Source organism: Caulobacter sp. GW821-FHT12D05, assembly GCF_058807295.1.
Window position 1 is genome coordinate 762,355 of sequence record NZ_JBXAQO010000003.1, and the last position, 23,343, is coordinate 785,697.

Sequence of the window (23,343 nt, forward strand, 5' to 3'; positions counted from 1 at the left end):
GGCGTGCGGTGACTGCTCCACCAGAGCGAGAACATAAGACCACTGCGCTTTACCGAGCGCTGGAATGCCAATAGCTGGGACGGCCTCGAATTGTCCGGAGCCGTTGCATGACCCTCAAGACCGACCGCCGTTCCCTGTTGCTGGCCGCCGCCGCCCTGGCCTTGCCTGGCGGTGCCCGCGCCGCCGATGACTGGCGCTGGCTGAACGCCCCCAAGCGCTGGTCGTGGACGGACGGGACCCTGGCCTGCGGAGCCGAGCCGGGCTCGGACTTCTGGCGCAAGACGGCCGGCGGGCCGGAGGTCGACAGCGGTCACTTCTTCTTCCGCCGTCAGACGGGCGACTTCGAGATGACCGCCGTGCTGGACGGCGACTACGCCGCCGACGCCGACCAGACCGGCCTGATGCTGCGCCTCGACGAGAAGACCTGGATGAAGCACGGCGTGGAGTGGCTGAGCGGCAAGCCGCACGTGGCCAGCGTGTTCACGCGGGACTGGTCGGACGGGACGGCGGCGGAGATCGCCTCGGCTCGGGGTGTCCGGGTGCGGTTGGCGCGGAAGGGGCAGACGCTGGTGTGCTCGCATGCGCTGGGCGCGGGCGAGTGGGTGGTGGATCGGTACGGGTATCTGCCTATGGGGGAGAGCGTGGAGCTGGGGCTGGTGGTCGCGGCGCCGCTGGGGAAGGGGTTTGGGGCGCGGATTTCGAGGGTGGAGGTCAAGGGGGCGTAGGCGCTGGCCCCTCCACCGCCTTCGGCGGTCCCCCTCCCCCAAAAGGGGGAGGAGAGGGCTCCGCCCGGCGCGGACGGTGTGGTTCCTCTCCGCCCCGCTTGGGGGCGGACAGACCTCGCGGAGCGAGGTCAGGTGGGGGCCTGTGCTGAGCCGGCCTACTTCCGCTTCTTCCGAAACTCTTCCGCCTTCTCCGCCCGGATCTCCGCCCGGATCCGCTTCGGCGCGGAGCGATCGACCTCATCCCCCGTCGCCGACAGAACCTCATTGGCGAACTCGAGATCCATCAGCTTCATCCGCTTGATCTCATCGCGCAGCCGCGCCGCCGTCTCGAACTCGAGGTTCGCGGCGGCCTCGCGCATCTTGGCTTCCAGGTCCTTGAGCGCGGCCTTGAAGTTGTCGCCGCTGAACGGGCGGTCGTCGGTTTCGGACATGCCCATCGGCACCAGCACGCGGTCTCCGCGCTCGTAGGGGCTGTTGAGGATGTCTTTGATGTCGCGCTTGACGCTCTCGGGCGTGATGCCGTGCTCGAGGTTATAGGCGTGCTGCTTCTCGCGGCGGCGGGCGGTCTCGGCCATGGCCCGCTCCATGCTGCCGGTGATCCGGTCGGCATAGAGGATGACCTTGCCGTCGACGTTCCGCGCGGCCCGGCCGATGGTCTGGATCAGGCTGGTCTCCGAGCGCAGGAAACCTTCCTTGTCGGCGTCGAGAATGGCCACGAAGCCGCACTCGGGGATGTCCAGGCCTTCGCGCAACAGGTTGATGCCCACCAGCACGTCGATATTGCCCATCCGCAGTTCACGGATGATCTCGATGCGCTCCAGCGTATCGATGTCGGAGTGCATGTAGCGGACCTTGATGCCCTGCTCGTTCAGGTACTCCGACAGGTCCTCGGCCATCTTCTTGGTCAGCACGGTGACCAGGGTGCGGTAGCCCTTCTTGATGGTCTGGCGGATCTCGTCGACCACGTCGTCGACCTGGCTGGCATTGTCCTTGGAGACCGGGCGCACCTCGACCGGCGGGTCGATCAGGCCGGTGGGGCGGATGACCTGCTCGGCGAAGACGCCGCCGGCCCGCTCCATCTCCCAGTTGGCCGGGGTGGCGCTGACGTGCACCGACTGCGGCCGCATGGCGTCCCACTCCTCGAACTTGAGGGGGCGGTTATCCAGGGCCGAGGGCAGGCGGAAGCCGTACTCCGCCAGGGTCCATTTGCGATTGCGGTCGCCCTTGTACATGGCGCCGATCTGCGGAACCGTCTGGTGGCTCTCGTCGGTGAACAGCAGGGCGTTGTCGGGGATGTATTCAAAGAAGGTCGGCGGCGGCTCGCCCGGCCGGCGGCCCGACAGGTAGCGGCTGTAGTTCTCGATGCCGGCGCATGAGCCGGTGGTCTCGATCATCTCGAGATCGAAGGTCGTGCGCTGCTCCAGGCGCTGGGCCTCCAGCAGCTTGCCGTTGGCGACCAGCCACTCCAGGCGCTCCTTCAGCTCCTGGCGAATGGCGATGATCGCCTGGCGCAGGGTCGGACGCGGGGTGACGTGGTGGCTGTTGGCGTAGACCTTGATGGTCTCCAGCTCGGACGTCTTCTTGCCGGTCAGGGTGTCGAATTCCGAGATCGCTTCGACCTCGTCGCCGAACATGGTCACGCGCCAGGCGCGGTCCTCGTAGTGGGCGGGGAAGATCTCGATGGTGTCGCCCCGGCGGCGGAAGGTGCCGCGCTCGAAGGCCGCGTCGTTGCGCTTGTACTGCTGGGCCACCAGGTCGGCGATCAGCTGCTTCTCGTTGACCTTGTCGCCGACCGTCAGGGTGAAGGTCATGGCCGTATAGGTCTCGACCGAGCCGATGCCGTAGATGCAGCTGACCGAGGCCACGACGATGACGTCGTCGCGCTCCAGGATCGCCCGGGTGGCCGAGTGGCGCATACGGTCGATCTGCTCGTTGATCGAGCTGTCCTTCTCGATGAAGGTGTCGGTCCGGGGGACGTAGGCTTCCGGCTGGTAATAGTCGTAGTAGCTGACGAAGTACTCGACCGCGTTATCGGGGAAGAACCCCTTCATCTCGCTGTAGAGCTGGGCGGCCAGGGTCTTGTTCGGGGCCAGGATCAGCGCCGGGCGCTGGGTCTTCTCGATGACCTGGGCCATGGTGAAGGTCTTGCCCGAGCCCGTGACGCCCAGCAGCACCTGGTCCTGGTCGTGGGCGTTGATGCCGTCGACCAGCTCCTTGATCGCCGTCGGCTGGTCGCCGGCGGGCTGGTAGTCGCTGACCAGCTTGAACTTCTTGCCGCCCTCGGACTTGTCCGGCCGCGCGGGGCGGTGCGGGGTCCAGAGCATGGGCATGACGCCGTCGGCGACGTCCTGGACCGTGTCCATGACGAAGGGCGTCGAGACGTCCGAGACGCCGCTGTTATCGGAAGAAGGCATGGCCCCAAGTTAGGGACGCGCGCGGGTCTCGGCTAGGGGGTCTGCTGACGGGGAGTGGCAGCAGTCTGTCACCAGTTCTCGCCGCCCGACGGGACGAGCGGCGAGCGCCGGGCGCCGCCGGCCGCGACCAGGGCGGCCTGGACGTCGGAGCGGGCGGCGACCTCGGCCTGGCGGTCCAGCATCACGGTGTCCCAGGATCCGACGGTCTTGGGACGGGCGCGCGCCGATAGGGCCAGGATCGCCCACGGCGCGGCGTCGGCATCGGCCAGTCGCGCCCGGTAGCTGGCGGCGGCGGCGTCCAGATCGTCCAGGCACAGCAGGGCGTAGGTGCGGGCCGGCAGGGTGTCGCCTTTCAGGTCCTTCAGATCGCGGCGGGCGGCGGTCAGCCGGCCGAGCTGGACATTGACGCAGACCGAGCGCGCCACGATCCAGTCGCCTAGGTTCCCGTTGGGCCGATAGAGGAAGTAGTCGAGCGCCTTCAGCGCGTCCTTGGCGCGACCGCTGCCGGCGAGATGGCCGACCAGCATGTTGTCGGCCCAGCCGTCATAGCCCTCACCCGGGCGGGCGGCCTTCACGATGGCGCGGTCTTCCGCGATGGCGTCGTCGAAGCGGCCCAGCTGCCACAGGCTGAAGGCCCGCTCGGCGCGCAGGTTCAAGAGGGCGCCGTCGGTGTCGCTGAAGCTCTGCGGTGAGACCTCGACCCGCAGCAGGGCCTTGTCGACCAGGGCCAGGGCCTCGGCGGGACGGCCCAGGCGCTCCAGCAAGTCGGCGCGCAGGGTGACCAGGGCCAGGCGGTCGGTCTCCTTGACCGCCAGCCGGTCGGCCCGCGTGAAGGCGCGCATGACGATGGCGTTGGGCTCGAACCAGGCCTCGTCCAGCCGGCGGGCGGCGGCGAAGCGCGGCGACAGGGCAGCGCCCAGCTGCTCGTCGACGCCGACCAGGCGCTTGAGGGCGGCCAGTACCACGCGCGGCGCGGCGCGGCTGTCGACCAGCAGGCGGGCCTGGTCCTCCCAGAACTGGTCCTCGTCGTCGATGGCGTCGACGGAGGCGAAGTTCAGCGTGCCCAGGGCGTTCAGCAGCCGCAGGCGCAGGGCGTCGTTGTCAGCCAGCGCCTGCCACAGGTCGTGGATCTGCTGGTGGTCGAAGGCGCTGATCGGACTGCCGGCCCGCACCGCGCGCTCGACCTGGGCGACGGCGTCAGCGGGCTGGGTCAGCTCCAGCGGCGTGTCGGCGAAGCGCTGGGCCATGGCCGGCGCGGCGAGCGCCAGGGCCGCCGACAGGGCGAGGAGCAGACGCCGCATCAGTACACCGCCGGATAGGGCTGACGCTCGACGCGACCGACAGCGGCGACGGCGGCGCGGACGTCGGGGCGGGCGTAGAGCGCGCGGCGGCGGGCCAGCTGGGCGCGGCGGAACGGGGCGGTGACCGCCTCTTCCGGATAGTCCTGGGCGTCGGCCAGGGCTTCCAGCCGGGTCTCGGGATCCTTGAGCAGGGCGATCAGCACGGCGGCCGCGCCGTCCTGGTCGCCGGCGCACAGATGGCCGCTCATCTCCAGGAACGGGATGGCGTCGCGGTCGGCGGCCAGGGCGGCGAAGGCCCGGTCGACGCCGGCGCGGTCGCCCAGTTGGGCGTTGGCGCAGGCCGACAGGTTGGCGGCGACCATGCGGCCGAAGGCGCTGACCTTGTCGGGTTTCACGCCGCCGACGATCGTCAGGACCTCGGCGGGGCGATCCAGCTCCAGCAGGGCGTCGGCCAGGTTCAGCTCCTGGCTGACGCCGCCGCCGATCTCGGGCCGGGTGGCCACGCGCCAGGCGGTCAAAGCGGCGTCGAAGCGGCCCAGGTCGCGCAGGGCGCGGGCCTGGATATCCAGCGTCCAGGGGCGGTCCTGGGCGTCGTCCCAGCTGTCGATCTTGCGGTCGAGGGCGGCCTGGGTCACGGCGAAGACCTCGACGTAGCGACCCATGCCCAGCAGGGCCAGGGCGTGGGCGTTGACCGCCCCCAGCGAGCGGGGCTTCTCGGCCATGCGGGCGCGGGTGGTTTCGACGCGCGCGGCATGGGCCTTGGCCACATCGAAGCGGGCCGGATCCTGGCGCAGCAGCGGGGCGAAGCGGCGATCGGCGCGAGCCGAGGCCAAGGCGTCGGGGGCTGTGACCCGCGCCATCGCCTTGCCGGCCCGCGCGACGTCGCCGCGATCCAGCAGTCGGGCGGCGTGTTCCTGCCAGACGTCGCTCCAGTCGCCATTGGCGTCGCGCGGCTTCCAGTCGAGGTCCAGCAGGTCGTCGACCAGGGCCATCTGCCGCTGTTCGCCGCGCGACAGCTCCAAAGCCTGGCGACGAAGCTCGCCGATGAAATGGTCGTCGACCTGCGCCAGCGGCTCCGGGTCGGTCTCGAGCATGGTGGTGAAGGCGTAGACGGAGTCCTGCGGGTCCTTGTCGCCCTGGGCGGTGTAGGCCCGGTACAGCCAATCCCAGCCGATCGCGCCGGCCAGCTTGGACGAGGTCTTGAAGGCCTTGTGCGCCTCGGGCAGGCGGTCGGTCTGCCAGGCGCCCAGGCCCACCAGATGCCAGGCCAGGTGGCGCACCGTCTCGGGCAGGGTCTCGAAGTCGGGGCGTTCGGTATAGGGTTTGGCCAGGGCGTAGACGCCCGGATAGTCGTCGGCCTTCAGCTTCTCCAGCGCCGCCTTCAGCGGGGCGGTCATGGCGTCGGGCGGCGGGGTCCAGGGCGTGTGCGGCGTCAGCTTGCCGGCGACCTGGGTGCGGCTCGCGGCGGTGCTGGCGGCGGCAGGCCCGGCCGCCCCGCTGCAGATCACCGACACGGCGGCCAGAGCGACCGCCAACCCTCTACGCATGCCTTCCCCACAACGCGACGCCCGGCGACCTTGATAACGTCCCGAGCGCTGCGGCAAAGCCTTACGCTCTAGAAGCGAGCAATGATTGTCGCCTCCAACCGGCGTTTCAGCGGATCGTCGATCGACCAGCGGTCGAACAGGTTGCGCACGCCCAGCCGCAGCTCGGTCTCGGAGGCGCCGGGCGGACGCGGCAGGCTCCAGCCCAGCGCCAGGTCCACCGTCGTGCGCGCGGCCAGGGATGTGGGGCCGTTGGCGCTGATGTAGCGGGCCGTGGCCGAGGCCGCGAAGCTGGGCGTCGACCAGCGTACGCCAGCGGCCCCGCGCCACTCGGGCGCCCCGCCGTCGGGCGTGCGTTTGCCCAGCCAGTTGTCGGGCGCGGTGCGCAGGGTCAGGGTCGGTTGCCAGGTCGCCGTGGCGCTGAGGCTGAGGCGCCCGCCGGCCAGGTCGAGGTCGTGCTGGGCGGTCATGTCCACCGCCTGGACCAGGCTGGCCCCGCTGTTCTCGTTGAGGTCGCGCACCTCCAGGATCTTGCCGCCCGTATAGCCCTTGGCCCGGTCGGCGTCGGTCAGCGGCGCGCGGACCACGGCGCCCGGATAGCGATCCTCGTTGAGGATGTAGAAGTCGGCGCCTCGGTAGACGCTGACCAGCAGGTCGTGGCCCTCGATACGCGTGTAGTCGACCGACAGCCGTGTGCGCGGGATCAGCGGCGAGGCCAGCACCACGCCGGCGGACAAGGTCCGGGTCTGGTCGGGCTTGAGGTCGGGCGAGCCGCCATAGACGCCCCAGAACCAGCCCTCGGCCGAGATCGGCGCGTTCGGATTGCGCTTGGGATCGATCATGTTGCTGCCGTTGGTGCCCCGCATGTTCATGAACATGGTGGGCTCAGGCAGCTGGGCGCCGGAGGCGTAGGCTCCGCGCAGGAGCAGGCCCCGGACCGGCTCGGCCTTCAGCCCGACCAGATAGAGGTCGGCGGACTTCTCCACGGCGGCATAACCGCCGTATTCGATGCGGATGCGGCCGGTCTGGCGGCGCGCCGCGGCTTGCAGCTCCAGGCCGCGCACGCCGAAGACCTCCTCCAGCGGCGCGCGCAGCTCGGCGAACAACGACCGCGAGCGCATCGACAGGTGATGGCTGGCCGCGCCGGCCATGTGCGGCATGCCCTCCCATAGCTGCTGGGCGGTCAGGGACAGGGTCACGTCGCGGTCCTTGACCCGGGCGATCGGTCCCGAGGCGCGCAGCGAGATGTCCTCCAGCCGCGTCCCGCTCAGGGGCTCGGCGGACGCGCCCTGGGTCGCATAGCCCTTGAGGTCCGCCAGGAACTTGGCCTGGTCGCCAAAGGGGTTGGGCGCGGGCCGGCCGTCGGGCATGACCCCGTCGGCGACGCTCTGGAAGGTCTCATAGGGAAAGCCGTAGTCGCCGCCCAGATAGCGAATGCGCGAGGAGCCCACGGCGTAGTCGACGCCGCCGCGCCAGCGGGCCGGCAGGTCGAACACCAGGCCCGCCGTGACGCGGCGCGTGATCGTCCGGGTGTCGGTGGTCCCGAAGGTGTGGGGCACGGGCGCGACCAGCTCGATCTGGCTGGATCCCGAGAACCGGACCCCCGCGCCCTGGCCCGGCGTCAGCCAGGTGTAGAAGCCGCCATAGGGCGCGAAGAACGAGTCGTGGCTGGCCAGGTAGATGTAGTCGACATAGGCCTCGGCCCCGCTCCACAGCCGCTGGCGCAGATTGGCCAGGATCGCGTCGCTGCGGCTGTCGGCCGAGAGCTGCCGGTCCTTGTGGCCCTGGGCCAGGCCGGGGGCGGAGAGGCCCGCGTTGCGGATCAGCACCGCCTCGATCGGTTCGCGGCCGTCATAGTCGGCGGGGATGTAGCTCTTGGTCATCGAGACGCCGCCGACCGTGAACGGGCCGCTGACCCCGAACAGGGTGGTCCCGTCGCCCGGCGGACTGTTGAAGCTCTGGCCGGCCTTCAGCTGCGCCCCGTCCAGCGGCGCGGAGGCCTCGACCCGGTCGCCGACCGTGACGCCGTTGAAGCGCCTCTGGCCGTAGCGGACCATCATCGCCGTCCCGCCGCCCTTGGAGCTCCAGCCCAGGCGGGCGTCGAAGCGGCCGTACTCGCCGTCGCCCTTCTTGCCCGCGCCATAGGTCCCGGCGACCTCGGCGCCGCTGTAGTCGCGATCCAGCACCAGATTGACCACGCCATTGACCGCGCCCAGGCCGTAGAGCGCGCCGCTGCTGGAGCCAAGGGTCTCGATGCGTCCGATCGCGGCCAGGGGGATGGGGCCGATATCGGCCTGGGTCATCTGGTTGGCGGTCGGGATGGCCGGCATGCGCCGCCCGTCGACCAGCACCAGTGTCGCGGCCTGGGCGTTGGGATCGCGGAACGAGAAGTTCGAGCGCGAGGGCGGCAGGCCGCGCAGGCGGGTCGGGACGGATTGGTAGCTGTAGGTGTTGGCGGTCAGCCAGGTCTGCAGGAAGTCGTCGGCCGACAGGCTCTGGGCGCCCCGCAGCGTGCTGCGCTCATAGACCTGGTAGGGCTGGATGTCGTCGGGGTCGCGCGGCTGGTCGACGTTCTGGCTGCGCACGCCGACGATCAGCAGCTCGGGCAGGGCCGTCGGCGTCTCGGGCCGTTCGGCTGCTGCGCTGGGTCGGACGCGCACGACATAGACCCCGGGCTCGGTCCGCTCATAGGTCAGGCCGGAGCCCGCCAGCAGTTGCTCAAGCGCCTGGGCCGGCGTGAGGCGGCCGCGCAGAGGCGGGGCGCGGCGCTCGCCGACCACGGCCGGGGCGGCCAGGATGTCCACTCCGATCTGGCGGCCCAGCTCGCCCAGCGCTCGGCTCAGCGGCTGAGGGGGCAGGACGATCGTCGCAGCGCGCTCGGCTGCGGTCGCTGACGCCGTGAGGGCGCAAACGTACAAGACCGCCAATAGAGATCGTCTCAGAAAGGTCACCCCGACCCGTTTCGCCCAGACATTGACAGCGTTGCTTTAGAGCGAACGTTGTTATCTGGGCAAGCGCGTGTGAGTTGAAAGTTTTGCTAAGGTCTCAATGCGCGGCGCGGGCGGCCAGGGCGTGGTCGATCACTGCCCGGACCTTGGGCGACAGTTGCCGCGTGGCGGGATAGAGGGCGTAGAGTTCTCGGTCCTCGACCCGCCAATCCCCCAGTGACAGTTCGACCAGCTCCGGGAACCGCCCGGCCAGACCCTTGGGCAGATAGGCCACGCCCAGCCCCTGGCTGGCGGCCAGGGCGCCCAGTGACAGGTCGTCGACCGAAGCCCCGAGGGTGCGCGGCGCGACGGCCAGGGTCTCGCCGCCGGCGTGGACGAACCGCCAGGCCAGGATCGGCGGGGTGACGACGGCGGGCAGGCGGGCCAGGCGTTTGGGATGATCCAGGCCGGCGGCCTCGGGATGCTTGGCCAGGAACTCCCGGCTGGCCCACAGGCCATAGGGCGCGGTCCACAGCTTGCGCGCCACGTGCCGGCCCTCGGGCAGCGGCGCCAGCTGGAAGGCGACGTCGATCCCCTCCTCGACCAGGTCCGGCGCGCCGTTGGTCAGGCGCAGGTCCATGACGAGGTCGGGATGCCTGGCGGCGAAGGCCAGCAGGTGCGGGGCGAATTCCTCGTTGCAGACATGGTGCGGGGCCGTGACGGTCAGCTTGCCCGACAGGCGACTGTCGCAGACGTCCAGGCCCCGTGCGGCGGCCTCCAGCTCGTCCATGGCCGCGGCGGCGCGGTCGACGAAGGCGCGGCCGTCGTCGGTCAGGCTGACGGCGCGGGTGGTCCGGCGCAGCAGCTGGGTCTTGAAGCGTTCCTCCAGCGCCGCGACCCGGCGGCTGACCGTGCTGGTCGGCAGGCCCAGCGCCTGGGCGGCGGCGACAAAACTGCCCTCGCGCGCCACCCGCAGGAAGATCGCCACGTCGTCATAGCCCAGCATGCGCCGCTCCTCGCTCGCCCAGGAGATCGGCGCGCGGCGATTTCGGCGCAAGGTCGGCGATTGTCCCGCTGGCGGAAAACAGAGCTCCCGACGGAGCGATTGTCCCGGCGGGCGGTGGTCTTCATCTGACGCTCCGAGTTCAACGGAGCACAGCCATGAAAGCCCTGGTTCAAGATCGTCTCGGTTCGCCCCTCGATGTCGTGGCGTTGCGGGAGGTCGCCCAGCCCGTCCCCGCGCCTGGAGAGGCCCTGGTGCGAATGGTCGCCGTCGGCATCCATCCGGGCGACTTCTTCTACACCCAGGGCCAGTACCCCGAAGCCAAGCGACCCAGCCTGCCCGGCCAGATCGTCGGCAACCACGGCGTCGGCCGGGTGGTCGAGACCGGCGGCCGCGCCGACCTTTCGCCCGGCATGCTGGTTGCTTTCAGCGCCACGCGGCTGTGGGCGGAGTACGTCACGGTCGATCCGGCGGCGCTGGTTCCGCTGCCCGACGACTACCCCGTCGAGCGCGCCGCCCAGTTCATGCCGGCGGTCACCGCCCGCGATCTGCTGGAGGCCTCTGAGGTCCAGGCCGGCCAATGGCTGGCAGTGACGGCGGGGCACTCCCTGGTCTCCACCCTCCTGATCCAGATGGCCGCCCGCCGCGGCGTGAAGGTCGTCGCCATCGTCCGCCGCAAGGTCGAGGGCCGCGACCTGACCGCCCTGGGCGCGGCGGCGGTGATCGAGCTGTCGGCGCTTGAGGTCCCGCTGGCCGACGCCGTGCGCGCTGCGATCGGCGACGAGACCCTGTCTGGCGTTGTCGACGCGATCGGTGGGCAAGTGCTGACCCAGCTGCTGGAGGCCCTCGGCTTCCGAGGCCGCGCCGTGATCGTCGGCGCCTACGACCTGGCCCCGTTCCAGACCAACGCGCTGAAGGTGCTGATGCAGGACCAGATTATCCGCGCCTACATCTACCGCTACTTCTTCGACGCCCCGCCGGTCAGTGATGCGGCCTGGATCGCGAGCGTGCTGGAAGAGCTGGCCGATCCGAGCGTCGAGGTGCTGATCGCGGGCGTGCGGCCGCTAGAGGACTTCCGCACGGCGCTGGAAGAGACGGTTCGCGCGCCGGAGCGGGGCAAGCAGGTGCTGGTGTTCTAGGAGAGCTTCTCCAGCGTCAGCATGTCCTCGCGCCCGGCGAAGTACTTCACCAGCGCCTGCCCGAACACCGGCTCCTCCGGCGCCGCCGCCTGGAACAGCGTCAGGCTGGAACGCAGCTTCAGGTCATCGGGCGAGCCGAACACCGCGTGGGCGTCGCGGCCGGGCAGGGCCAGGAGGGTTTCGACGGCTTCGACCAGGCGGGGGCCCAGCACGGGATGGGCCAGGTAGGCGCGGGCTTCGGCCAGGTCGGCGATGGCGTAGAACTGCGCGGTCGGGCTGCGGCCCAGGCCGGCGATCTGCGGGAAGACGAACCACATCCAGTGGCTGGTCTTCTCGCCGCGCCGCAACTCGGCCATCGCGCGGTCGTAGGTGGAACTCTGGGCGTCGACGAAGCGGCTCAGCGGATTGGGGGGACGTGGCGCGGCGTGACCCATGGCGGTCTCCTCACCGTCAGGCGGCGAAACGCTTCGCGACCCAGTCGATGAACACTCGAACGCGCGGGGACAGCTGTCGGCTGCGTGGATAGAGCAGGGAAACCGGCGTCGGGGGCGGCGGATGGTCGGTCAGCACCTCGACCAGGGTCCCGTCCGCCAGGCAGTCCTCGACCCGGTAGCGGGGCGCCTGGATCAGACCCAGGCCCAGGAGGCCCATGGCGACCGTGTTCTCGGCCGAATTGATCGTCACGTCCGCCTCCACCGCGACCTGGCGGACCTTGCCGTCCACGGTCAGCTCCAGCGGGTAGATGTGACCGGTCGCGGCGTTGAGGAAGCCGACCATGCGGTGGCCCGCGAGGTCGTCGGGCGTCCGGGGCGTTCCCCGCCGCGCGAGATAGGCCGGCGCGGCGCAGGTCACTTCCGGCAGCAGGGCCACGCGCCGGGCCACCATGGCGCTGTCGGTCAGGTCGCCCAGGCGCAGCACGCAGTCGACGCCTTCGCGCACCAGGTCGACCAGCCGGTCGCCTTCGGTCATCTGGATCTTCAGCTCGGGATAGGCGGCCAGGAAGTCGGGCAGGCCGGGCAGCACGAACCGCCGCGCCAGGGCGCCCTGCACGTCGACCCGCAGCAGGCCGGTCGGGGTGCGCTGGCGAAAGGCGCCCTCGGCCTCTTCCAGCTCGTCCAGCAGGCGCAGGCAGCGCTGGTAATAGGCCTCGCCGTCCAGGGTGGGGCTGACCTGGCGGGTGGTGCGCTGGAGCAGCCGCACGCCCAGCCGCGCCTCCAGCTGCTGCACGGCCTCGGTGGCGGTCGAGCGGGGCAGGTCGAGGTCGGCGGCGGCCTGGGTGAAGCTGCGGCGCTCCACGATCCGGGTGAACAGGCGCATGGCCTCGAACCGATCCACGCCGCGCGCTCCTATTATTCGACAATACGAATAGTCATGTCGTGTTTGGCTGAATTATTCAACTCAGGCGAAGGCGCATGGTCGCTCCATCGAAGGAGACCAACCATGACCCAATCGACTGAGAACAAGGTGGCGCTGGTGACCGGCGCCTCGGGCGGCATCGGCGCGGAGACCGCCAAGCGTCTGGCCCGCGACGGCTTCACCGTCATCGTCAACTACGCCGGTAACGCCGCCCCCGCCGAGGCGACCGTGCGCGAGATCGAGGCGGCCGGCGGCAAGGCCATCACCGCCCAGGCCGACGTCAGCGATCCGGCCGCCGTGCGCCGGCTGTTCGACCATGCCGAGGCGGCCTTCGGCGGCGTCGACGTCCTGGTCAACAATGCCGGGATCATGAAGCTGGCCAGCCTGGCCGACACCGACGACGCCCTGTTCGACCAGACGATCGCCGTGAACCTGAAGGGCGTCTTCAACACCCTGCGCGAGGCTTCCCGTCGCCTGCGCGACGGCGGCCGGATCATCAACCTCTCGTCCAGCGTCGTGGGCCTGCTGCCGGTGAACTACGGCGTCTATGCCGCGACCAAGGCGGCGGTCGAGACCATGAGCGCCATCCTGACCAAGGAGCTGCGCGGCCGGAACATCACGGTCAACAGCATCGCGCCCGGCCCGACGGCGACCAAGCTGTTCCTGGACGGCAAGCCCGACGAGGTGATCGAGCGCCTGACCAAGGCCGCGCCTCTGGAGCGCCTCGGCCAGCCCGAGGACATCGCGTCGACCATCGCCTTCCTGGCCGGTCCGGACGGCGCCTGGGTCAACGGCCAGACCCTGCGCGTCAACGGCGGCATCATCTGAGAAGGAGCCCTGTCATGAGCAAGCAAGTCATCCTCGTCACCGGCGCATCCTCGGGCTTCGGGGCGCTGACCGCCCGCGAACTGGCCGGCGCCGGCCACACCGTCTACGCCTCGATGCGCGAGACGACCGGCCGCAACGCGCCGCAAGTGGCCGCCGCCGCCGACTACGCCAAGGCGCACGGCGTCGACCTGCGCACCGTCGAGCTGGACGTGGCCTCGGAGGCCTCGGTGCAGGCCGCCATCGACCAGATCGTCGCCAAGGACGGCCGCCTGGACGTCATCGTCCATAATGCCGGCCATATGAGCTTTGGCCCCGCCGAGGCCTTCACACCCGAGCAGTACACGCAGCTGTTCGACGTCAACGTCCTCTCGACTCAGCGCGTTAACCGCGCCGCCTTGCCGGTCCTGCGCCAGCTGGGGCGTGGCTTGGTGGTCTGGGTGTCGTCCAGCTCGACCCGGGGCGGCACCCCGCCGTTCCTGGCTCCGTACTTCGCGGCCAAGGCGGCGATGGACAGCCTGGCGGTCTCCTACGCCAGTGAGCTGACCCGCTGGGGCATCGAGACCTCGATCATCGTGCCGGGGGCCTTCACCAAGGGCACCAACCACTTCGCTCACTCCGGTAAGCCGGCCGATGAGGCGGTGGCTGGGGCATACATGGACGGGCCCTATGCCGGCGTGGCCGAGGCGGCGCTGAACGGCCTGACCGCGCTGGAGCCCGCTGACGCCGACGCCGGCGAGGTGGCCAAGGCCATCGCCCGGGTGGTCGACACGCCCTTCGGCCAGCGTCCATTCCGGGTGCACATCGACCCCTCGCAGGACGGGGCCGAGATCGTCAACGGCGTGGCGGATCGCGTGCGGGCCGAGCTGTTCTGGCGGGTGGGCCTGCAGGACCTGCTGAAGCCGGTGGTGAAGTAGCGCGGACAAAGATGCTCCCCCGCATCGCGGGGGAGCATCTGTTGACTCCTGATCATACTGTGTGACATACAGTGTGCGTCACACACCATGTGATGCACACTATGTGGCGCACACCCCATGCCGACCGATACGGACATCTTTGAATCGCTCCGACAGGAGCTGCGGCGGGGGACGCTGATCCTGGCCGTGCTCGCCCAGCTGCGGGAGGAGCGTTACGGCTACAGCCTGCGCCAGGCCCTCTCGACCGTAGGTGTCGAGATCGACGAAGGCGCGCTCTATCCCATGCTGCGTCGGCTGGAGAGCCAAGGGCTCCTGGCCAGCGAATGGCGCGAGGAAGACAAGCGCAAGAAGCGTTTCTACCAGCTGTCGGCGGAGGGCCGGGCGGTGCTCGTCCGTCTCGCCGACGAATGGCGCGCGATCAACGCCGCCCTCGAGCCGCTGCTGTGATGCCGGCTCCACACCATTCTCAAGGGGACAAGACCATGAGCGATCTGATCGATCGTTATCTGGCGGCCGTGGCCGCCCTGCTGCCGAAGGCCTCGCGCCAGGACATCGTCGCCGAGCTGCGCGACCTGATCATGAACCGTGTCGAGGAGAAGGAGGCGGCGCTGGGCCGTCCGCTCGACAAGGCCGGCACGGAAAGCCTGCTGCGCGAGATCGGTCACCCGATCGCCGTGGCCGGCCGCTACGGCCCGCACCGCGCGCTGGTCGGGCCGGAGATCTATCCGTTCTGGCTGTTCGCCGTGAAGGTGCTGCTGGCCATCGCCGCCCTGGCCACGGTGGTCCCGGCGGTGGTGGTGCTGATCGCCGGCCAGGGTAACAACCATCGGATCGGCGGCATCCTGTCGGACTTCATCCCCACCGCGCTCAGCCTGATCGGCACGGCCACGGTGATCGCGGCGGCGGTCGAGCGCGGCTGGATCAAGGTCGGCGACTTGGCCAACTGGAAGGTCAGCGATCTGCCCGTCCTGCCGGAAGGCAAGGACTGGATGGGCGGTGGCGACTGGACCTGGTCGAGCTGGACCGGCGGCAAGGGCTGGTTCGCCAAGACCCGTTTCGAAGCCGTGTTCGAACTGGCGGCCGTCGCCTTGTTCATCGCCTGGTGGACCGGCACCCTGCCGTTCCCGATGGAGCGGATCGTGCACGCGCCCGACGGTTTCGGCGTTGTCGTGAGCCCGGTCGTCCTGGCCCTGCACTGGCCGATCCTGGGCCTGGCCGTCCTGCAAGGCTTGTCGGCTCTGATCCTGGTGATCCAGCCGGCCTGGGTGCGAGCGCGGGCGGCGACCGAGATCCTGGCCGCGCTGGGTGGCCTGGCGATCAGCGCCATCCTGTGGCCCGCCTTCCCGCTGGTCACCTTCGTGACGAACGGCGACCACGCGGCCGACTTCGCCAAGCTGCAGCAGGTGGTCGACACGACCTTCATGGTGATCCTGGCAGTCGCCGTGGCGGCCAACGTGACCAAGCTGTTCGTCGACGGGTGGCGGCTGGTGAAGGGGCGGTAGGGCGGCGAGGGCGGGGCCGACAGTTCGTCCGGAACCCGCCCAATCCGCGCGGCCAATTAAGCAAGATTGTTAAGGTTTATGTCGTCGTCGAGTATCGATGCGGCGCCGCCGAAGTCTCGCGCGAAAAGTCCGAGCAAAGACGTGGCAAGGGTTTTTGATCCACAAAAAAACGCCGATCGCACTTGTCGAGCTTTTCGCTACGATTCAACGCGTTAACAATTTGACTGTGCGACTTCTAAGCGCAGACGCCATGCTGCAGTGCGGCAAGTGCTTGCGAGTCGTTCATGGATACGTCATAAGCCCCATCAAGCAGGATCTTGGCCACAGCGTGTTACGGCCAGTCCACCCGCTTCGAAGGGTTCCCCGCCAGTGAATTTCGGGGGTTTCGAGGTGGTTTTTGTCGGGGGGCCGGAGCGCCCTCGCCGCGCAGGACGCTAGTTTTGTATATCAAGTCGCAGACGCGCGCGGACGCGCGCGGGCTGGTCGGCGCCGTATTGGTCGGATCCATCACGGGTCTGGCTCTGGGCGGCGTTTACCTTCTGGGTGGCCTGGCTCAATCGGCCTCCACCCACGCCCGCGTCGCCCGATTGGCGGAAGGCGCATCGGGGGATTTCTCCGACGCGGCCATGCTGAGCGCTTCTACGCGTATGGACCCCGGCGCGCTCGCCGTGGCCAAGCGTCACGATCCTTATCTGTTTGCCGCTCTCGACGATCAGCGCGACCGCCAGTCGGCCATGCTGACCGCGCGCCTGGAAGGCGCGAACCTGCGTCCCGGCCAGTCGGGCCGCACCGGTCCGCTGATGCTGCGCGCCAGCTTCGGCTCTGCATTCAACCCCGGGATCGCGGGTCCGTTCCAACTGCGCAATGCTTTGGAGAGCTCGCGCGAGCTGGAATGCCTGGCTGACGCCGTCTATTACGAAGCCCGTGGCGAGACCCCCAGCGGCCAGGCGGCCGTGGCCCAGGTGGTCATGAACCGCGTGCGTCACCCGGCCTTCCCGAAGTCGATCTGCGGCGTGGTGTTCCAAGGCGCCTATAACCGCACGGGCTGCCAGTTCAGCTTCGCCTGCGACGGCTCGATGCGCCGCGCCCGCGACATCGGCGCCTGGTCGCGCGCTCGCAAGGTCGCCTCGCGCACCCTGGCCGGCGAGATGTCCAGCGCGGTCGGTTCGGCCACGCACTTCCACACGATCAATGTCTCGCCCGGCTGGGGTCCGCGCCTGCTGCGCGTGGCTCAGGTGGGCATGCACATCTTCTATCGTTTCGGCCGTCATGGCGCGTCGTCGGGCAGCTTCGCCCCGTCGCACCTGCCGACCGTCGATGACATCGCGCCGTCCGAGATCGCCAGCCTGACGGCTGATGGTCGTCCGCCGGTGGTCTATGCCGCCAGCGCCATCGGCCGTCTGGAGCCGGCGTCGAACGCGCCGGGCATGGGCGGTCCGGTCGGCGCGCAGGTGACCGAGCCGGCCTCGGCCCCGATCGCCACGGCCCCCAAGACTCAGGCCACCCCGGTCAAGGCCCTGGTCCCGACGTCCGACCGTCCGCTGGACGGCCTCAAGACGACAGTAGGGGCTGCGAGCGGAGCCGCTTCCTAACGGCATTGGGCATGTGGCTGCTGGCGAAGCGCATCTGCTTCGCCCGCTTGCCCACGAAATAGTGCAGCGCCTTGCCGTGCGCGGCCTCCCAGACCACCTGGGCGGCGTCCTCCACCGGATAGACCTCCAGGCCGCCGGCGCGCAAAGCGTCGGCCATCTGCTCGTTCGTGCCTGAGGCCCCGGCGTTCAGGATCGGCGTCTCGACGAACCACGGCATGACGCAGGCGACGCTGACGCCGTGCAGGGCGTATTCGACGTCGAGCGCTTCCGACAGCCCCCGCACCGCGAACTTGGTGGCCGAATAGACCGCCAGCTTGGGCGAGCCGTACAGGCCCGCGCACGAAGCGATATTGATCAGTCGCCCGCCGGCGCTTTTAAGCAGCGGCAGGCCCACGCGGGCGCCGTTGATCACGCCCTTGATGTTGACGTCGATCTGGATGTCGCAGTCGGCGTCCGACAGGTCCTCCAGCACCCCGAAGCGGGCGACGCCGGCGTTGTTCAGGATCACGTCCGCCTTGCCGCCGGTCTCGCGGCCGAAGTCGCCCAGGGCGTTGGCCCAGCCCTCGCGGTCGCGGACGTCCAGCGGATGGACCGAAGCGTTGTCGGGGCCGATGGCTTCGCGCGCCGCCGAGAGGCCGACCTTGTCGATGTCCGACAGCCCGACGAACCAGCCGGCCCGCGCGAACCGCTTAGCGCAGGCCAGGCCGATGCCGCTGGCGGCCCCGGTGATGAAGATGGATTTCCGGCCATTGGCGGCCATGGCATTCCCCTCCCGTATCATTGTTATCAATGATCAGATGCCTAAGCGGCGGAAGGGTCAAGGGCGCCTGGTAGATCCTCCCCCGCGTTGCGGGGGAGGTGGCCCGGAGGGCCGGAGGGGGCTAGCTGGATCGAGGCCGAGTTGGCCCCCTCAGTCGCTCCGCGACAGCTCCCCCGCATCGCGGGGGAGCATCTATGCCGAGCGCTTCCGCTTAGTCCGTCTGGTCGTCGACCTCGGCGTCCGGGCCGTTCTTCTTGATCGACTCGATGGCGTTCTTGGCCCCGGCTTTCGAGGAATAGCCTTCGGTCCAGAAGATGTTCTCGCTGTTGTAGGTGAAGTAGGCGACGAACTCGCCCGCCTTGTTCTTCTTGATCAGAAACTTATGGGCCATCGGTCTTCTCCTTGAGGAAGGAACAGGAAGTCATCGGCCCCACCCGATGCAGGGACCGTCGCCTTCCAGACACGACCCTGTCAATCTCGGCTTTGTAACGTCCGCCGTGAGTCCCCGATGACCCAGGAACACCTCGACCAGCTGTCCCGCGAACTGCTCAGCCAGCCCTATGCCGAGCTCAGCGACGTGCAGAAGCGGGTCATCGACCTGATCCTGCACGAGGAGCCTTCCGACGAGCCCGACGAGGATGACGACAACACCTTCTGGACCCGCCTGGCCGACCGGGTGGCGGCCATCGGCGGCTCGTGGGGCTTTATCGGCGGCTTTGGCGCGGCGCTGTTCCTGTGGATGGGGCTGAACCTGGCGCTGGCCCCGTTCAAGCACGCCTTCGACCCGTATCCCTTCATCTTCCTGAACCTGCTGCTCTCGACCCTGGCGGCCATCCAGGCGCCGGTGATCATGATGAGCCAGAACCGCCAGGCGGCGAAGGACCGCAAGACCGCCGAGCACGACTACGCCGTCAACCTGCGCGCCGAGCTGGAGATCATGCGGGTGATCGACAAGCTGGACGCCCTGCGCAGCGACGAGCTGATGGTCCTGTGCCGCGAACACGCCGCCCGGCTGAGCGAGCTGCAGACGGAGGTGGCGCGGCTGCGGGCGGAGCGGCCGGCGTGAGGGTCGCCACCGCTCAGTTCGCGGTCTCGGCCGACATCGCCGCGAACCTGGCGGCGGTCCAGCGGCTGATGCGCCAGGCCAAGGCGGCGGGGGCGGATGTGGCCCACTTCTGCGAGGCGGCGTTGTCGGGTTACGCCGGCGTCGACTTCGAAAGCTTCGACGGTTTCGACTGGGACGCCTGCCAGGCCGCGACGCGGGCGGTGATGAGGTTGGCGGGAGAGCTGGAGCTCTGGACCGTGGTCGGCTCAGCCCATCGATTGAGCGGCGGGCACAAGCCGCACAACAGCGTCTATGTCATCGACGCCACAGGCGCGCTGGTCGACCGCTATGACAAGCGGTTCTGCGCCGGCGACGCGGAAGGGCTGACGGGGGACCTGGCCCACTACTCGCCTGGCGACCACTTCGCGGTGTTCGAGATCGGCGGCGTCCGGTGTGGGGTGCTGGTCTGCCATGACTACCGGTATCCGGAGCTCTATCGGGCCTACTACCGGCTGGGCGTGCGAATGATGTTCCACGGCTTCCACGCGGGTGGACTGAGCGAGACACGGTTCGCGGAGATGGAAGCGGGGGTCGGCACGCATCTTCTGACCGGCGGGACCACCTTGCCGGCCATCACCATGCCCGCGGGCATGATCGCCAGCGCCTCGAACAACAACATGTGGATCAGCTGCCCGAACTCGACGGCGCCCAGGAGCTGCTGGCCGTCGTTCTGCGTGCGGCCGGATGGGGTGATCACCGGGGTGCTGGAGGCGGAGACGGAGGGGCTGTTGGTGTCGGAGGTCGACCTAAGCGCCGACATCTACGACAGCACCGTCGCCTGGCGAGGGCGCGCGATCGACGGGGTGTTGAACTCGGGGGACGTGGTGGTGGATCCGCGGTCGGCGGATCGGCGGGCGGTTTAGCCCCTACGTGTCATCCCGGCCGCAGCGAAGCGGAGAGCCGGGACCCAGGGCAACCGCAGTACGCCGGCCCCTGGGTCCCGGATAGCCTCTGCGAGGCTTCCGGGATGACACGCTTTGGAACTTAGAAATTACCGCCAGGTCCAGTAACACACCCGTTCGCGGTGGCCGTGCCGCCACTCGCGGTGGCAGACCTTGACCTTGTGGCCGCGGTGGTGGCGGCCGCGATCGTAACGCACGCGATCGTAGCGGCCTCGGTCGTAGCGGTCGTGGCGTTCGTGCCGGTCATAACGGTCACGACGGTCGTGGGCGTCGGCGGCAGCGGGAACGCTGACCACCAGGGCCGAGGCCGCGATGACCGCGACGCTCAGCAGTTTCATGACGGACATTTGTCCTCCAAGGATCGATGGTCCCTCGATCGGTAACCACGATCCTTGCCGGTCGTTGCAAAACTATGTCCGAAATGTACGGCCCCGCTTAGGTTTTTAGCGGCGGGTCACCCAGTGGCAGACCTTGGTCTTGTGACCGTGATGGCGCTCCCACTTGCAGACCTTCACCTTGTGCGGCTTGCCGTGGTGATAGGGGGCGGCGCTGGCGGGGACGGCGAGGGTCAGGGCGGCGGCGACCAGGGCCGAGGCCCCCAACATCTTCGCGACGGTCATTGAGTTCTCCGGGATGAAGGTTTGTGTCCCCCGACCCGGCCACCGTCCGCGCCCTGTGTTGCTGGTCGATGTCGCCGTGTTTCAGCTTGCTTTCGAAGCGCGTCTCAGCGCCTGCGGCGGCTGGCCATAGGCGCGAATGAAGGCACGACGCATGCGCTCAGAGTCGCCAAAGCCGGTCTCCAGCGCGACGTCCTCGACCTGCAGCGGGCCGCTGTCCAGCAAGGCGCGAGCGGCCTCGACCCGCAGGCGCTCGACGGCCTTGGCGGGGGTGACGCCGGTCTCTTGGGCGAACAGGCGAGCGAAGTTGCGCGGGCTCATGGCGGCGCGGTCGGCCAGTTGCTCGACCGACAGGGCCTCGGCCAGGTTCTGGCGCGCCCAGGACAGCAGGGCGTCGAAGCGGCCGGGGCGCAGGTCGATCAACGCCGAATGCTGCGACTGGCCGCCGGGGCGGTGATGATAGACCACCAACTGCTGGGCCGTGCGGCAGGCCACGGCCTCGCCCTCGTCGGCGCCGATCAGGGCCAGCGCCAGGTCGATGCCGGCGGTGATGCCGGCCGAACTCCAGATCGCCCCGTCCTGGATGAAGATCCGGTCGGGCTCCAGACGGATCTTGGGATAGCGCCGCTGGAAGTCCTTGGTCCGGCTCCAGTGGGTGGTGGCGCGCTTGCCGTCCAGCAGGCCCGCCTCGGCCAGGACGTAGGTCCCGGAGCACACCGAGGCCACGCGCCGCGACAGCCGGCCGGCCTCACGCACGAAGGCCAGGGTGGCGTCGCAGGTGGCCGGCACCTTCACCCCGTCGCCGCCGGAGATCAGCAGGGTGTCCAGGCGTGGGCAGTCAGCCAGGGCGGTGGTCTGGATCACCACGCCCGAGGAGCTGGGCGTCAGGCCGCCGTGCAGCGACAGGAAATGCAGGGAATAGGCGCCGGGCGACAGGCGGCCGGCGATCTCGAAGGCGGCGATGGGGCCTGTGGCGTCCAGCAGCTGGAAGCCTGGGTAGACGAGGAAGCCGATTGCGCGTGCCATGGCGGTTTCCGTGGGAACTATGTCATTTCAGACAGACGCTAACTGAACCATGTTCTCTCCGCAATCATGACGGAGACCATCGCATGAGCCAGCCGCTACAAATCGTGATCGCCCTGTTCCCCGGCGTGACCCACCTGGACTTCACCGGTCCGCACCAGATCCTGTGCCGCTTGCCCGGCGCCAAAGTCACCGTCGCCAGCCTGGACGGCGGCGAGATCGAGGCCGACGGCCTGGTCTTCGCGCACCTGCCCAAGCTGTCGGATATCGAGGCCTGCGACCTGCTGCTGGTGCCGGGCGGCTTCGGCACGACAGAGGCGATGGGGAACATGGACTTCATCGCCGAGATCCGGCGGCTGGCCGATGGGGCGAAGTATGTGACCTCGGTCTGCACGGGCTCGCTGGTGCTGGGCGCGGCGGGGTTGCTGAAGGGCAAGCGGGCGGCGTGCCACTGGGCTTGGCGCGACCAGCTGGCGCTGTTCGGCGCGATCCCCGATCCGTCGCGGGTGGCGCGGGACGGGCGCTACATCACAGGCGGCGGGGTGACGGCGGGGATCGACTTCGCCCTGACGGTGGTGGCCGAGCTGGCGGGGGACGACATGGCGCAGAGCATTCAGCTGGCGGTGGAGTATGCGCCGGACCCGCCGTTCAACGCCGGGCGGCCGGAGACGGCGCCGGAGGCGGTGCGGCGGCGGGTGAGCGGGATTTACGGGAAGGGGATGGAGGAGCGGGAGGCGGCAGCGAAGAAGGCGGCGGAAGCGTTGTAGATCCTCCCCCGCGATGCGGGGGAGGTGGCCCAGAGGGCCGGAGGGGGCCAGCTGGGCTTAAGCCGCGCTCGCCCCCTCAGTCGCTCCGCGACAGCTCCCCCGCATCGCGGGGGAGCATCTTTTCAGCGCTAGCCGATCTTTACGCCGGTCATCGAAATCGCCGCGAACACGTCGTCATTGAAGAAGCTCACAGCCTCCCCAGTCTCCTGCGCGCCCAGCACATAAAGCAGCGGCAGGTAATGCTCCGCGCTGTTGATCGAGATCTCCGCATCCGGCCCCAGGCTCCGCCAGTCGATCAGCGGATCATGATCACCGGCCAAGATCAGCGCCTTCGCACGCTCATTAAACCGATCCGCCCATTCCGGCGCCTCGGGCCGCCGGAAGTCCGCCGCCCGCAGGTTATGGACGATGTCGCCGCTGCCCATGATCAGCACGCCTTCATCCCGCAGGACGCTGAGGCGACGGCCGGCCTCATAGTGCCACCGGTCCGACCGCCCGCGATCCAGGCTCAGCTGCACCACCGGCACGTCGGCGTGCGGATACATCGGCTTCAACACACCCCAAGCCCCATGGTCCAACCCCCGCGTCGGATGCTGCACCACCGGATCGGGCGACAAGAGCTCGGCCACCCGCGCCGCCAAGGCCGGATCTCCCGGCGCGCGGTACTGGACGTCGAACAGCGCCTGCGGGAAGCCGCCGAAATCATGGATGGTCTTGGGCGCTTCCGAGGCGCTGACCGCCGAGGCGCCGCGCGTCTCCCAGTGGGCGCTGATCATCAGCACCGCCTTGGGCCGCGGCAGCTCGACGCCCAGCCGCGCCCAGTCGCGGTTCCAGGCATTGTCCTCGATGGCGTTCATCGGCGAGCCGTGGCCGACGAACAGGACGGGCATGCGAGACATGGCTTGACCTATCAGAAACAGTAGA

At 69.3% G+C, this 23,343-nt stretch carries 23 protein-coding genes and 1 pseudogene; 11 read left to right on the top strand and 13 right to left on the bottom strand.

Annotated features, from left to right (window positions below):
• The first annotated feature begins 107 nt into the window (after nucleotides 1-107).
• A complete protein-coding gene (locus AC1RRR_RS16445) occupies nucleotides 108-725 on the top strand; it encodes a DUF1349 domain-containing protein (RefSeq protein ID WP_492814719.1) in 618 nt (205 codons plus the stop codon).
• A gap of 155 nt (nucleotides 726-880) precedes the next feature.
• On the opposite strand, the gene uvrB is transcribed toward AC1RRR_RS16445, so the two are convergent.
• The 5 genes from uvrB to AC1RRR_RS16470 all read right to left on the bottom strand — a co-directional run bounded on the left by uvrB (nucleotide 881) and on the right by AC1RRR_RS16470 (nucleotide 9,917).
• Nucleotides 881-3,139, bottom strand: a complete 2,259-nt coding sequence (gene uvrB, locus AC1RRR_RS16450; protein ID WP_492814721.1) for an excinuclease ABC subunit UvrB — start codon at nucleotides 3,137-3,139, stop codon at nucleotides 881-883.
• 68 nt (nucleotides 3,140-3,207) lie between these two features.
• Complete coding sequence (locus AC1RRR_RS16455; RefSeq protein WP_492814722.1) at nucleotides 3,208-4,440, bottom strand: hypothetical protein; 1,233 nt, start codon at nucleotides 4,438-4,440, stop codon at nucleotides 3,208-3,210.
• Nucleotides 4,440-5,987, bottom strand: a complete 1,548-nt coding sequence (locus AC1RRR_RS16460; protein WP_492814724.1) for a hypothetical protein — start codon at nucleotides 5,985-5,987, stop codon at nucleotides 4,440-4,442. The genes AC1RRR_RS16455 and AC1RRR_RS16460 overlap by 1 nt, the downstream gene beginning before the upstream one ends.
• A 68-nt stretch (nucleotides 5,988-6,055) precedes the next feature.
• The gene (locus AC1RRR_RS16465; RefSeq protein WP_492814725.1) at nucleotides 6,056-8,911 is read right to left on the bottom strand and encodes a TonB-dependent receptor; all 2,856 of its coding nucleotides are present in this window, start codon (nucleotides 8,909-8,911) and stop codon (nucleotides 6,056-6,058) included.
• Between the two features lie 118 nt (nucleotides 8,912-9,029).
• Nucleotides 9,030-9,917, bottom strand: a complete 888-nt coding sequence (locus tag AC1RRR_RS16470; RefSeq protein WP_492814727.1) for a LysR family transcriptional regulator — start codon at nucleotides 9,915-9,917, stop codon at nucleotides 9,030-9,032.
• A gap of 155 nt (nucleotides 9,918-10,072) precedes the next feature.
• Here AC1RRR_RS16470 and AC1RRR_RS16475 point away from each other — a divergent pair, with 155 nt between their 5' ends.
• Nucleotides 10,073-11,053, top strand: coding sequence for a quinone oxidoreductase family protein (locus AC1RRR_RS16475; RefSeq protein WP_492814729.1), 981 nt, complete (start codon nucleotides 10,073-10,075; stop codon nucleotides 11,051-11,053).
• Here AC1RRR_RS16475 and AC1RRR_RS16480 read toward each other — a convergent pair.
• Nucleotides 11,050-11,487 (bottom strand): DUF1810 domain-containing protein, encoded by a 438-nt coding sequence (locus AC1RRR_RS16480; protein ID WP_492814731.1) that lies wholly within the window; start codon nucleotides 11,485-11,487, stop codon nucleotides 11,050-11,052. The genes AC1RRR_RS16475 and AC1RRR_RS16480 overlap by 4 nt on opposite strands.
• Nucleotides 11,488-11,503: 16 nt before the next feature.
• A complete protein-coding gene (locus AC1RRR_RS16485; protein ID WP_492814733.1) occupies nucleotides 11,504-12,388 on the bottom strand; it encodes a LysR family transcriptional regulator in 885 nt (294 codons plus the stop codon).
• A 105-nt stretch (nucleotides 12,389-12,493) separates the two neighbouring features.
• Between AC1RRR_RS16485 and AC1RRR_RS16490 the strand changes: the two genes are divergently transcribed.
• The 5 genes from AC1RRR_RS16490 (at nucleotide 12,494) to AC1RRR_RS16510 (ending at nucleotide 17,245) form a co-directional block, all read left to right on the top strand.
• The gene (locus tag AC1RRR_RS16490) at nucleotides 12,494-13,237 is read left to right on the top strand and encodes an SDR family oxidoreductase (protein WP_492814735.1); all 744 of its coding nucleotides are present in this window, start codon (nucleotides 12,494-12,496) and stop codon (nucleotides 13,235-13,237) included.
• A gap of 14 nt (nucleotides 13,238-13,251) precedes the next feature.
• A complete protein-coding gene (locus AC1RRR_RS16495; RefSeq protein WP_492814737.1) occupies nucleotides 13,252-14,151 on the top strand; it encodes an SDR family oxidoreductase in 900 nt (299 codons plus the stop codon).
• Between the two features lie 117 nt (nucleotides 14,152-14,268).
• Entirely contained in the window at nucleotides 14,269-14,598 is a 330-nt protein-coding gene (locus AC1RRR_RS16500; RefSeq protein WP_492814739.1) for a PadR family transcriptional regulator, read from the top strand.
• Between the two features lie 35 nt (nucleotides 14,599-14,633).
• Nucleotides 14,634-15,653, top strand: coding sequence for a hypothetical protein (locus AC1RRR_RS16505; protein ID WP_492814741.1), 1,020 nt, complete (start codon nucleotides 14,634-14,636; stop codon nucleotides 15,651-15,653).
• Between the two features lie 440 nt (nucleotides 15,654-16,093).
• Nucleotides 16,094-17,245 (top strand): cell wall hydrolase, encoded by a 1,152-nt coding sequence (locus tag AC1RRR_RS16510; RefSeq protein ID WP_492814743.1) that lies wholly within the window; start codon nucleotides 16,094-16,096, stop codon nucleotides 17,243-17,245.
• On the opposite strand, the gene AC1RRR_RS16515 is transcribed toward AC1RRR_RS16510, so the two are convergent.
• Entirely contained in the window at nucleotides 17,205-18,035 is an 831-nt protein-coding gene (locus tag AC1RRR_RS16515; RefSeq protein WP_492814745.1) for an SDR family oxidoreductase, read from the bottom strand. The two genes, AC1RRR_RS16510 and AC1RRR_RS16515, sit on opposite strands and share 41 nt — an antisense overlap.
• Nucleotides 18,036-18,216: 181 nt before the next feature.
• Nucleotides 18,217-18,396 carry a YegP family protein gene (locus tag AC1RRR_RS16520; protein ID WP_492814747.1) on the bottom strand — a complete coding sequence of 60 codons (180 nt, stop codon included), beginning with the start codon at nucleotides 18,394-18,396 and terminating at the stop codon, nucleotides 18,217-18,219.
• A 117-nt stretch (nucleotides 18,397-18,513) separates the two neighbouring features.
• On the opposite strand from AC1RRR_RS16520, the gene AC1RRR_RS16525 reads away from it, so the two are divergent.
• From AC1RRR_RS16525 to AC1RRR_RS16535, 3 genes and pseudogenes are all read left to right on the top strand, one after another.
• Nucleotides 18,514-19,071 carry a DUF1003 domain-containing protein gene (locus AC1RRR_RS16525; protein WP_492814749.1) on the top strand — a complete coding sequence of 186 codons (558 nt, stop codon included), beginning with the start codon at nucleotides 18,514-18,516 and terminating at the stop codon, nucleotides 19,069-19,071.
• Nucleotides 19,068-19,973, top strand: coding sequence for a carbon-nitrogen hydrolase family protein (locus AC1RRR_RS16530; protein ID WP_492814751.1), 906 nt, complete (start codon nucleotides 19,068-19,070; stop codon nucleotides 19,971-19,973). Before AC1RRR_RS16525 ends, AC1RRR_RS16530 begins: the two co-directional genes overlap by 4 nt.
• Before the next feature lie 8 nt (nucleotides 19,974-19,981).
• Nucleotides 19,982-20,055 (top strand): annotated as a pseudogene (locus tag AC1RRR_RS16535) (hypothetical protein); the annotation flags it as partial.
• A gap of 46 nt (nucleotides 20,056-20,101) precedes the next feature.
• On the opposite strand, the gene AC1RRR_RS16540 reads toward AC1RRR_RS16535, so the two are convergent.
• The 3 genes from AC1RRR_RS16540 to AC1RRR_RS16550 all read right to left on the bottom strand — a co-directional run bounded on the left by AC1RRR_RS16540 (nucleotide 20,102) and on the right by AC1RRR_RS16550 (nucleotide 21,655).
• Complete coding sequence (locus AC1RRR_RS16540; RefSeq protein ID WP_492814753.1) at nucleotides 20,102-20,359, bottom strand: hypothetical protein; 258 nt, start codon at nucleotides 20,357-20,359, stop codon at nucleotides 20,102-20,104.
• 96 nt (nucleotides 20,360-20,455) lie between these two features.
• On the bottom strand, nucleotides 20,456-20,632 hold the full coding sequence (locus tag AC1RRR_RS16545) for a hypothetical protein (RefSeq protein WP_291871492.1): 177 nt from the start codon (nucleotides 20,630-20,632) through the stop codon (nucleotides 20,456-20,458).
• Nucleotides 20,633-20,713: 81 nt separating this feature from the next.
• The gene (locus AC1RRR_RS16550; RefSeq protein WP_492814755.1) at nucleotides 20,714-21,655 is read right to left on the bottom strand and encodes a GlxA family transcriptional regulator; all 942 of its coding nucleotides are present in this window, start codon (nucleotides 21,653-21,655) and stop codon (nucleotides 20,714-20,716) included.
• An 83-nt stretch (nucleotides 21,656-21,738) separates the two neighbouring features.
• Between AC1RRR_RS16550 and AC1RRR_RS16555 the strand changes: the two genes are divergently transcribed.
• On the top strand, nucleotides 21,739-22,419 hold the full coding sequence (locus tag AC1RRR_RS16555; RefSeq protein ID WP_492814757.1) for a DJ-1/PfpI family protein: 681 nt from the start codon (nucleotides 21,739-21,741) through the stop codon (nucleotides 22,417-22,419).
• A 128-nt stretch (nucleotides 22,420-22,547) separates the two neighbouring features.
• On the opposite strand, the gene ygiD is transcribed toward AC1RRR_RS16555, so the two are convergent.
• Nucleotides 22,548-23,318, bottom strand: coding sequence for a 4,5-DOPA-extradiol-dioxygenase (gene ygiD / locus AC1RRR_RS16560; RefSeq protein WP_492814759.1), 771 nt, complete (start codon nucleotides 23,316-23,318; stop codon nucleotides 22,548-22,550).
• Between the last annotated feature and the right edge of the window lie 25 nt (nucleotides 23,319-23,343).

Coding starts and splice junctions, on each gene's coding strand:
- AC1RRR_RS16445 (WP_492814719.1), top strand. CDS start 108: ATGACCCTCAAGACCGACCGCCGTTCCCTGTTGCTGGCCGCCGCCGCC.
- uvrB (WP_492814721.1), bottom strand. CDS start 3,139: ATGCCTTCTTCCGATAACAGCGGCGTCTCGGACGTCTCGACGCCCTTC.
- AC1RRR_RS16455 (WP_492814722.1), bottom strand. CDS start 4,440: ATGCGGCGTCTGCTCCTCGCCCTGTCGGCGGCCCTGGCGCTCGCCGCG.
- AC1RRR_RS16460 (WP_492814724.1), bottom strand. CDS start 5,987: ATGCGTAGAGGGTTGGCGGTCGCTCTGGCCGCCGTGTCGGTGATCTGC.
- AC1RRR_RS16470 (WP_492814727.1), bottom strand. CDS start 9,917: ATGCTGGGCTATGACGACGTGGCGATCTTCCTGCGGGTGGCGCGCGAG.
- AC1RRR_RS16475 (WP_492814729.1), top strand. CDS start 10,073: ATGAAAGCCCTGGTTCAAGATCGTCTCGGTTCGCCCCTCGATGTCGTG.
- AC1RRR_RS16480 (WP_492814731.1), bottom strand. CDS start 11,487: ATGGGTCACGCCGCGCCACGTCCCCCCAATCCGCTGAGCCGCTTCGTC.
- AC1RRR_RS16490 (WP_492814735.1), top strand. CDS start 12,494: ATGACCCAATCGACTGAGAACAAGGTGGCGCTGGTGACCGGCGCCTCG.
- AC1RRR_RS16495 (WP_492814737.1), top strand. CDS start 13,252: ATGAGCAAGCAAGTCATCCTCGTCACCGGCGCATCCTCGGGCTTCGGG.
- AC1RRR_RS16500 (WP_492814739.1), top strand. CDS start 14,269: ATGCCGACCGATACGGACATCTTTGAATCGCTCCGACAGGAGCTGCGG.
- AC1RRR_RS16505 (WP_492814741.1), top strand. CDS start 14,634: ATGAGCGATCTGATCGATCGTTATCTGGCGGCCGTGGCCGCCCTGCTG.
- AC1RRR_RS16520 (WP_492814747.1), bottom strand. CDS start 18,396: ATGGCCCATAAGTTTCTGATCAAGAAGAACAAGGCGGGCGAGTTCGTC.
- AC1RRR_RS16525 (WP_492814749.1), top strand. CDS start 18,514: ATGACCCAGGAACACCTCGACCAGCTGTCCCGCGAACTGCTCAGCCAG.
- AC1RRR_RS16540 (WP_492814753.1), bottom strand. CDS start 20,359: ATGTCCGTCATGAAACTGCTGAGCGTCGCGGTCATCGCGGCCTCGGCC.
- AC1RRR_RS16545 (WP_291871492.1), bottom strand. CDS start 20,632: ATGACCGTCGCGAAGATGTTGGGGGCCTCGGCCCTGGTCGCCGCCGCC.
- AC1RRR_RS16550 (WP_492814755.1), bottom strand. CDS start 21,655: ATGGCACGCGCAATCGGCTTCCTCGTCTACCCAGGCTTCCAGCTGCTG.
- AC1RRR_RS16555 (WP_492814757.1), top strand. CDS start 21,739: ATGAGCCAGCCGCTACAAATCGTGATCGCCCTGTTCCCCGGCGTGACC.
- ygiD (WP_492814759.1), bottom strand. CDS start 23,318: ATGTCTCGCATGCCCGTCCTGTTCGTCGGCCACGGCTCGCCGATGAAC.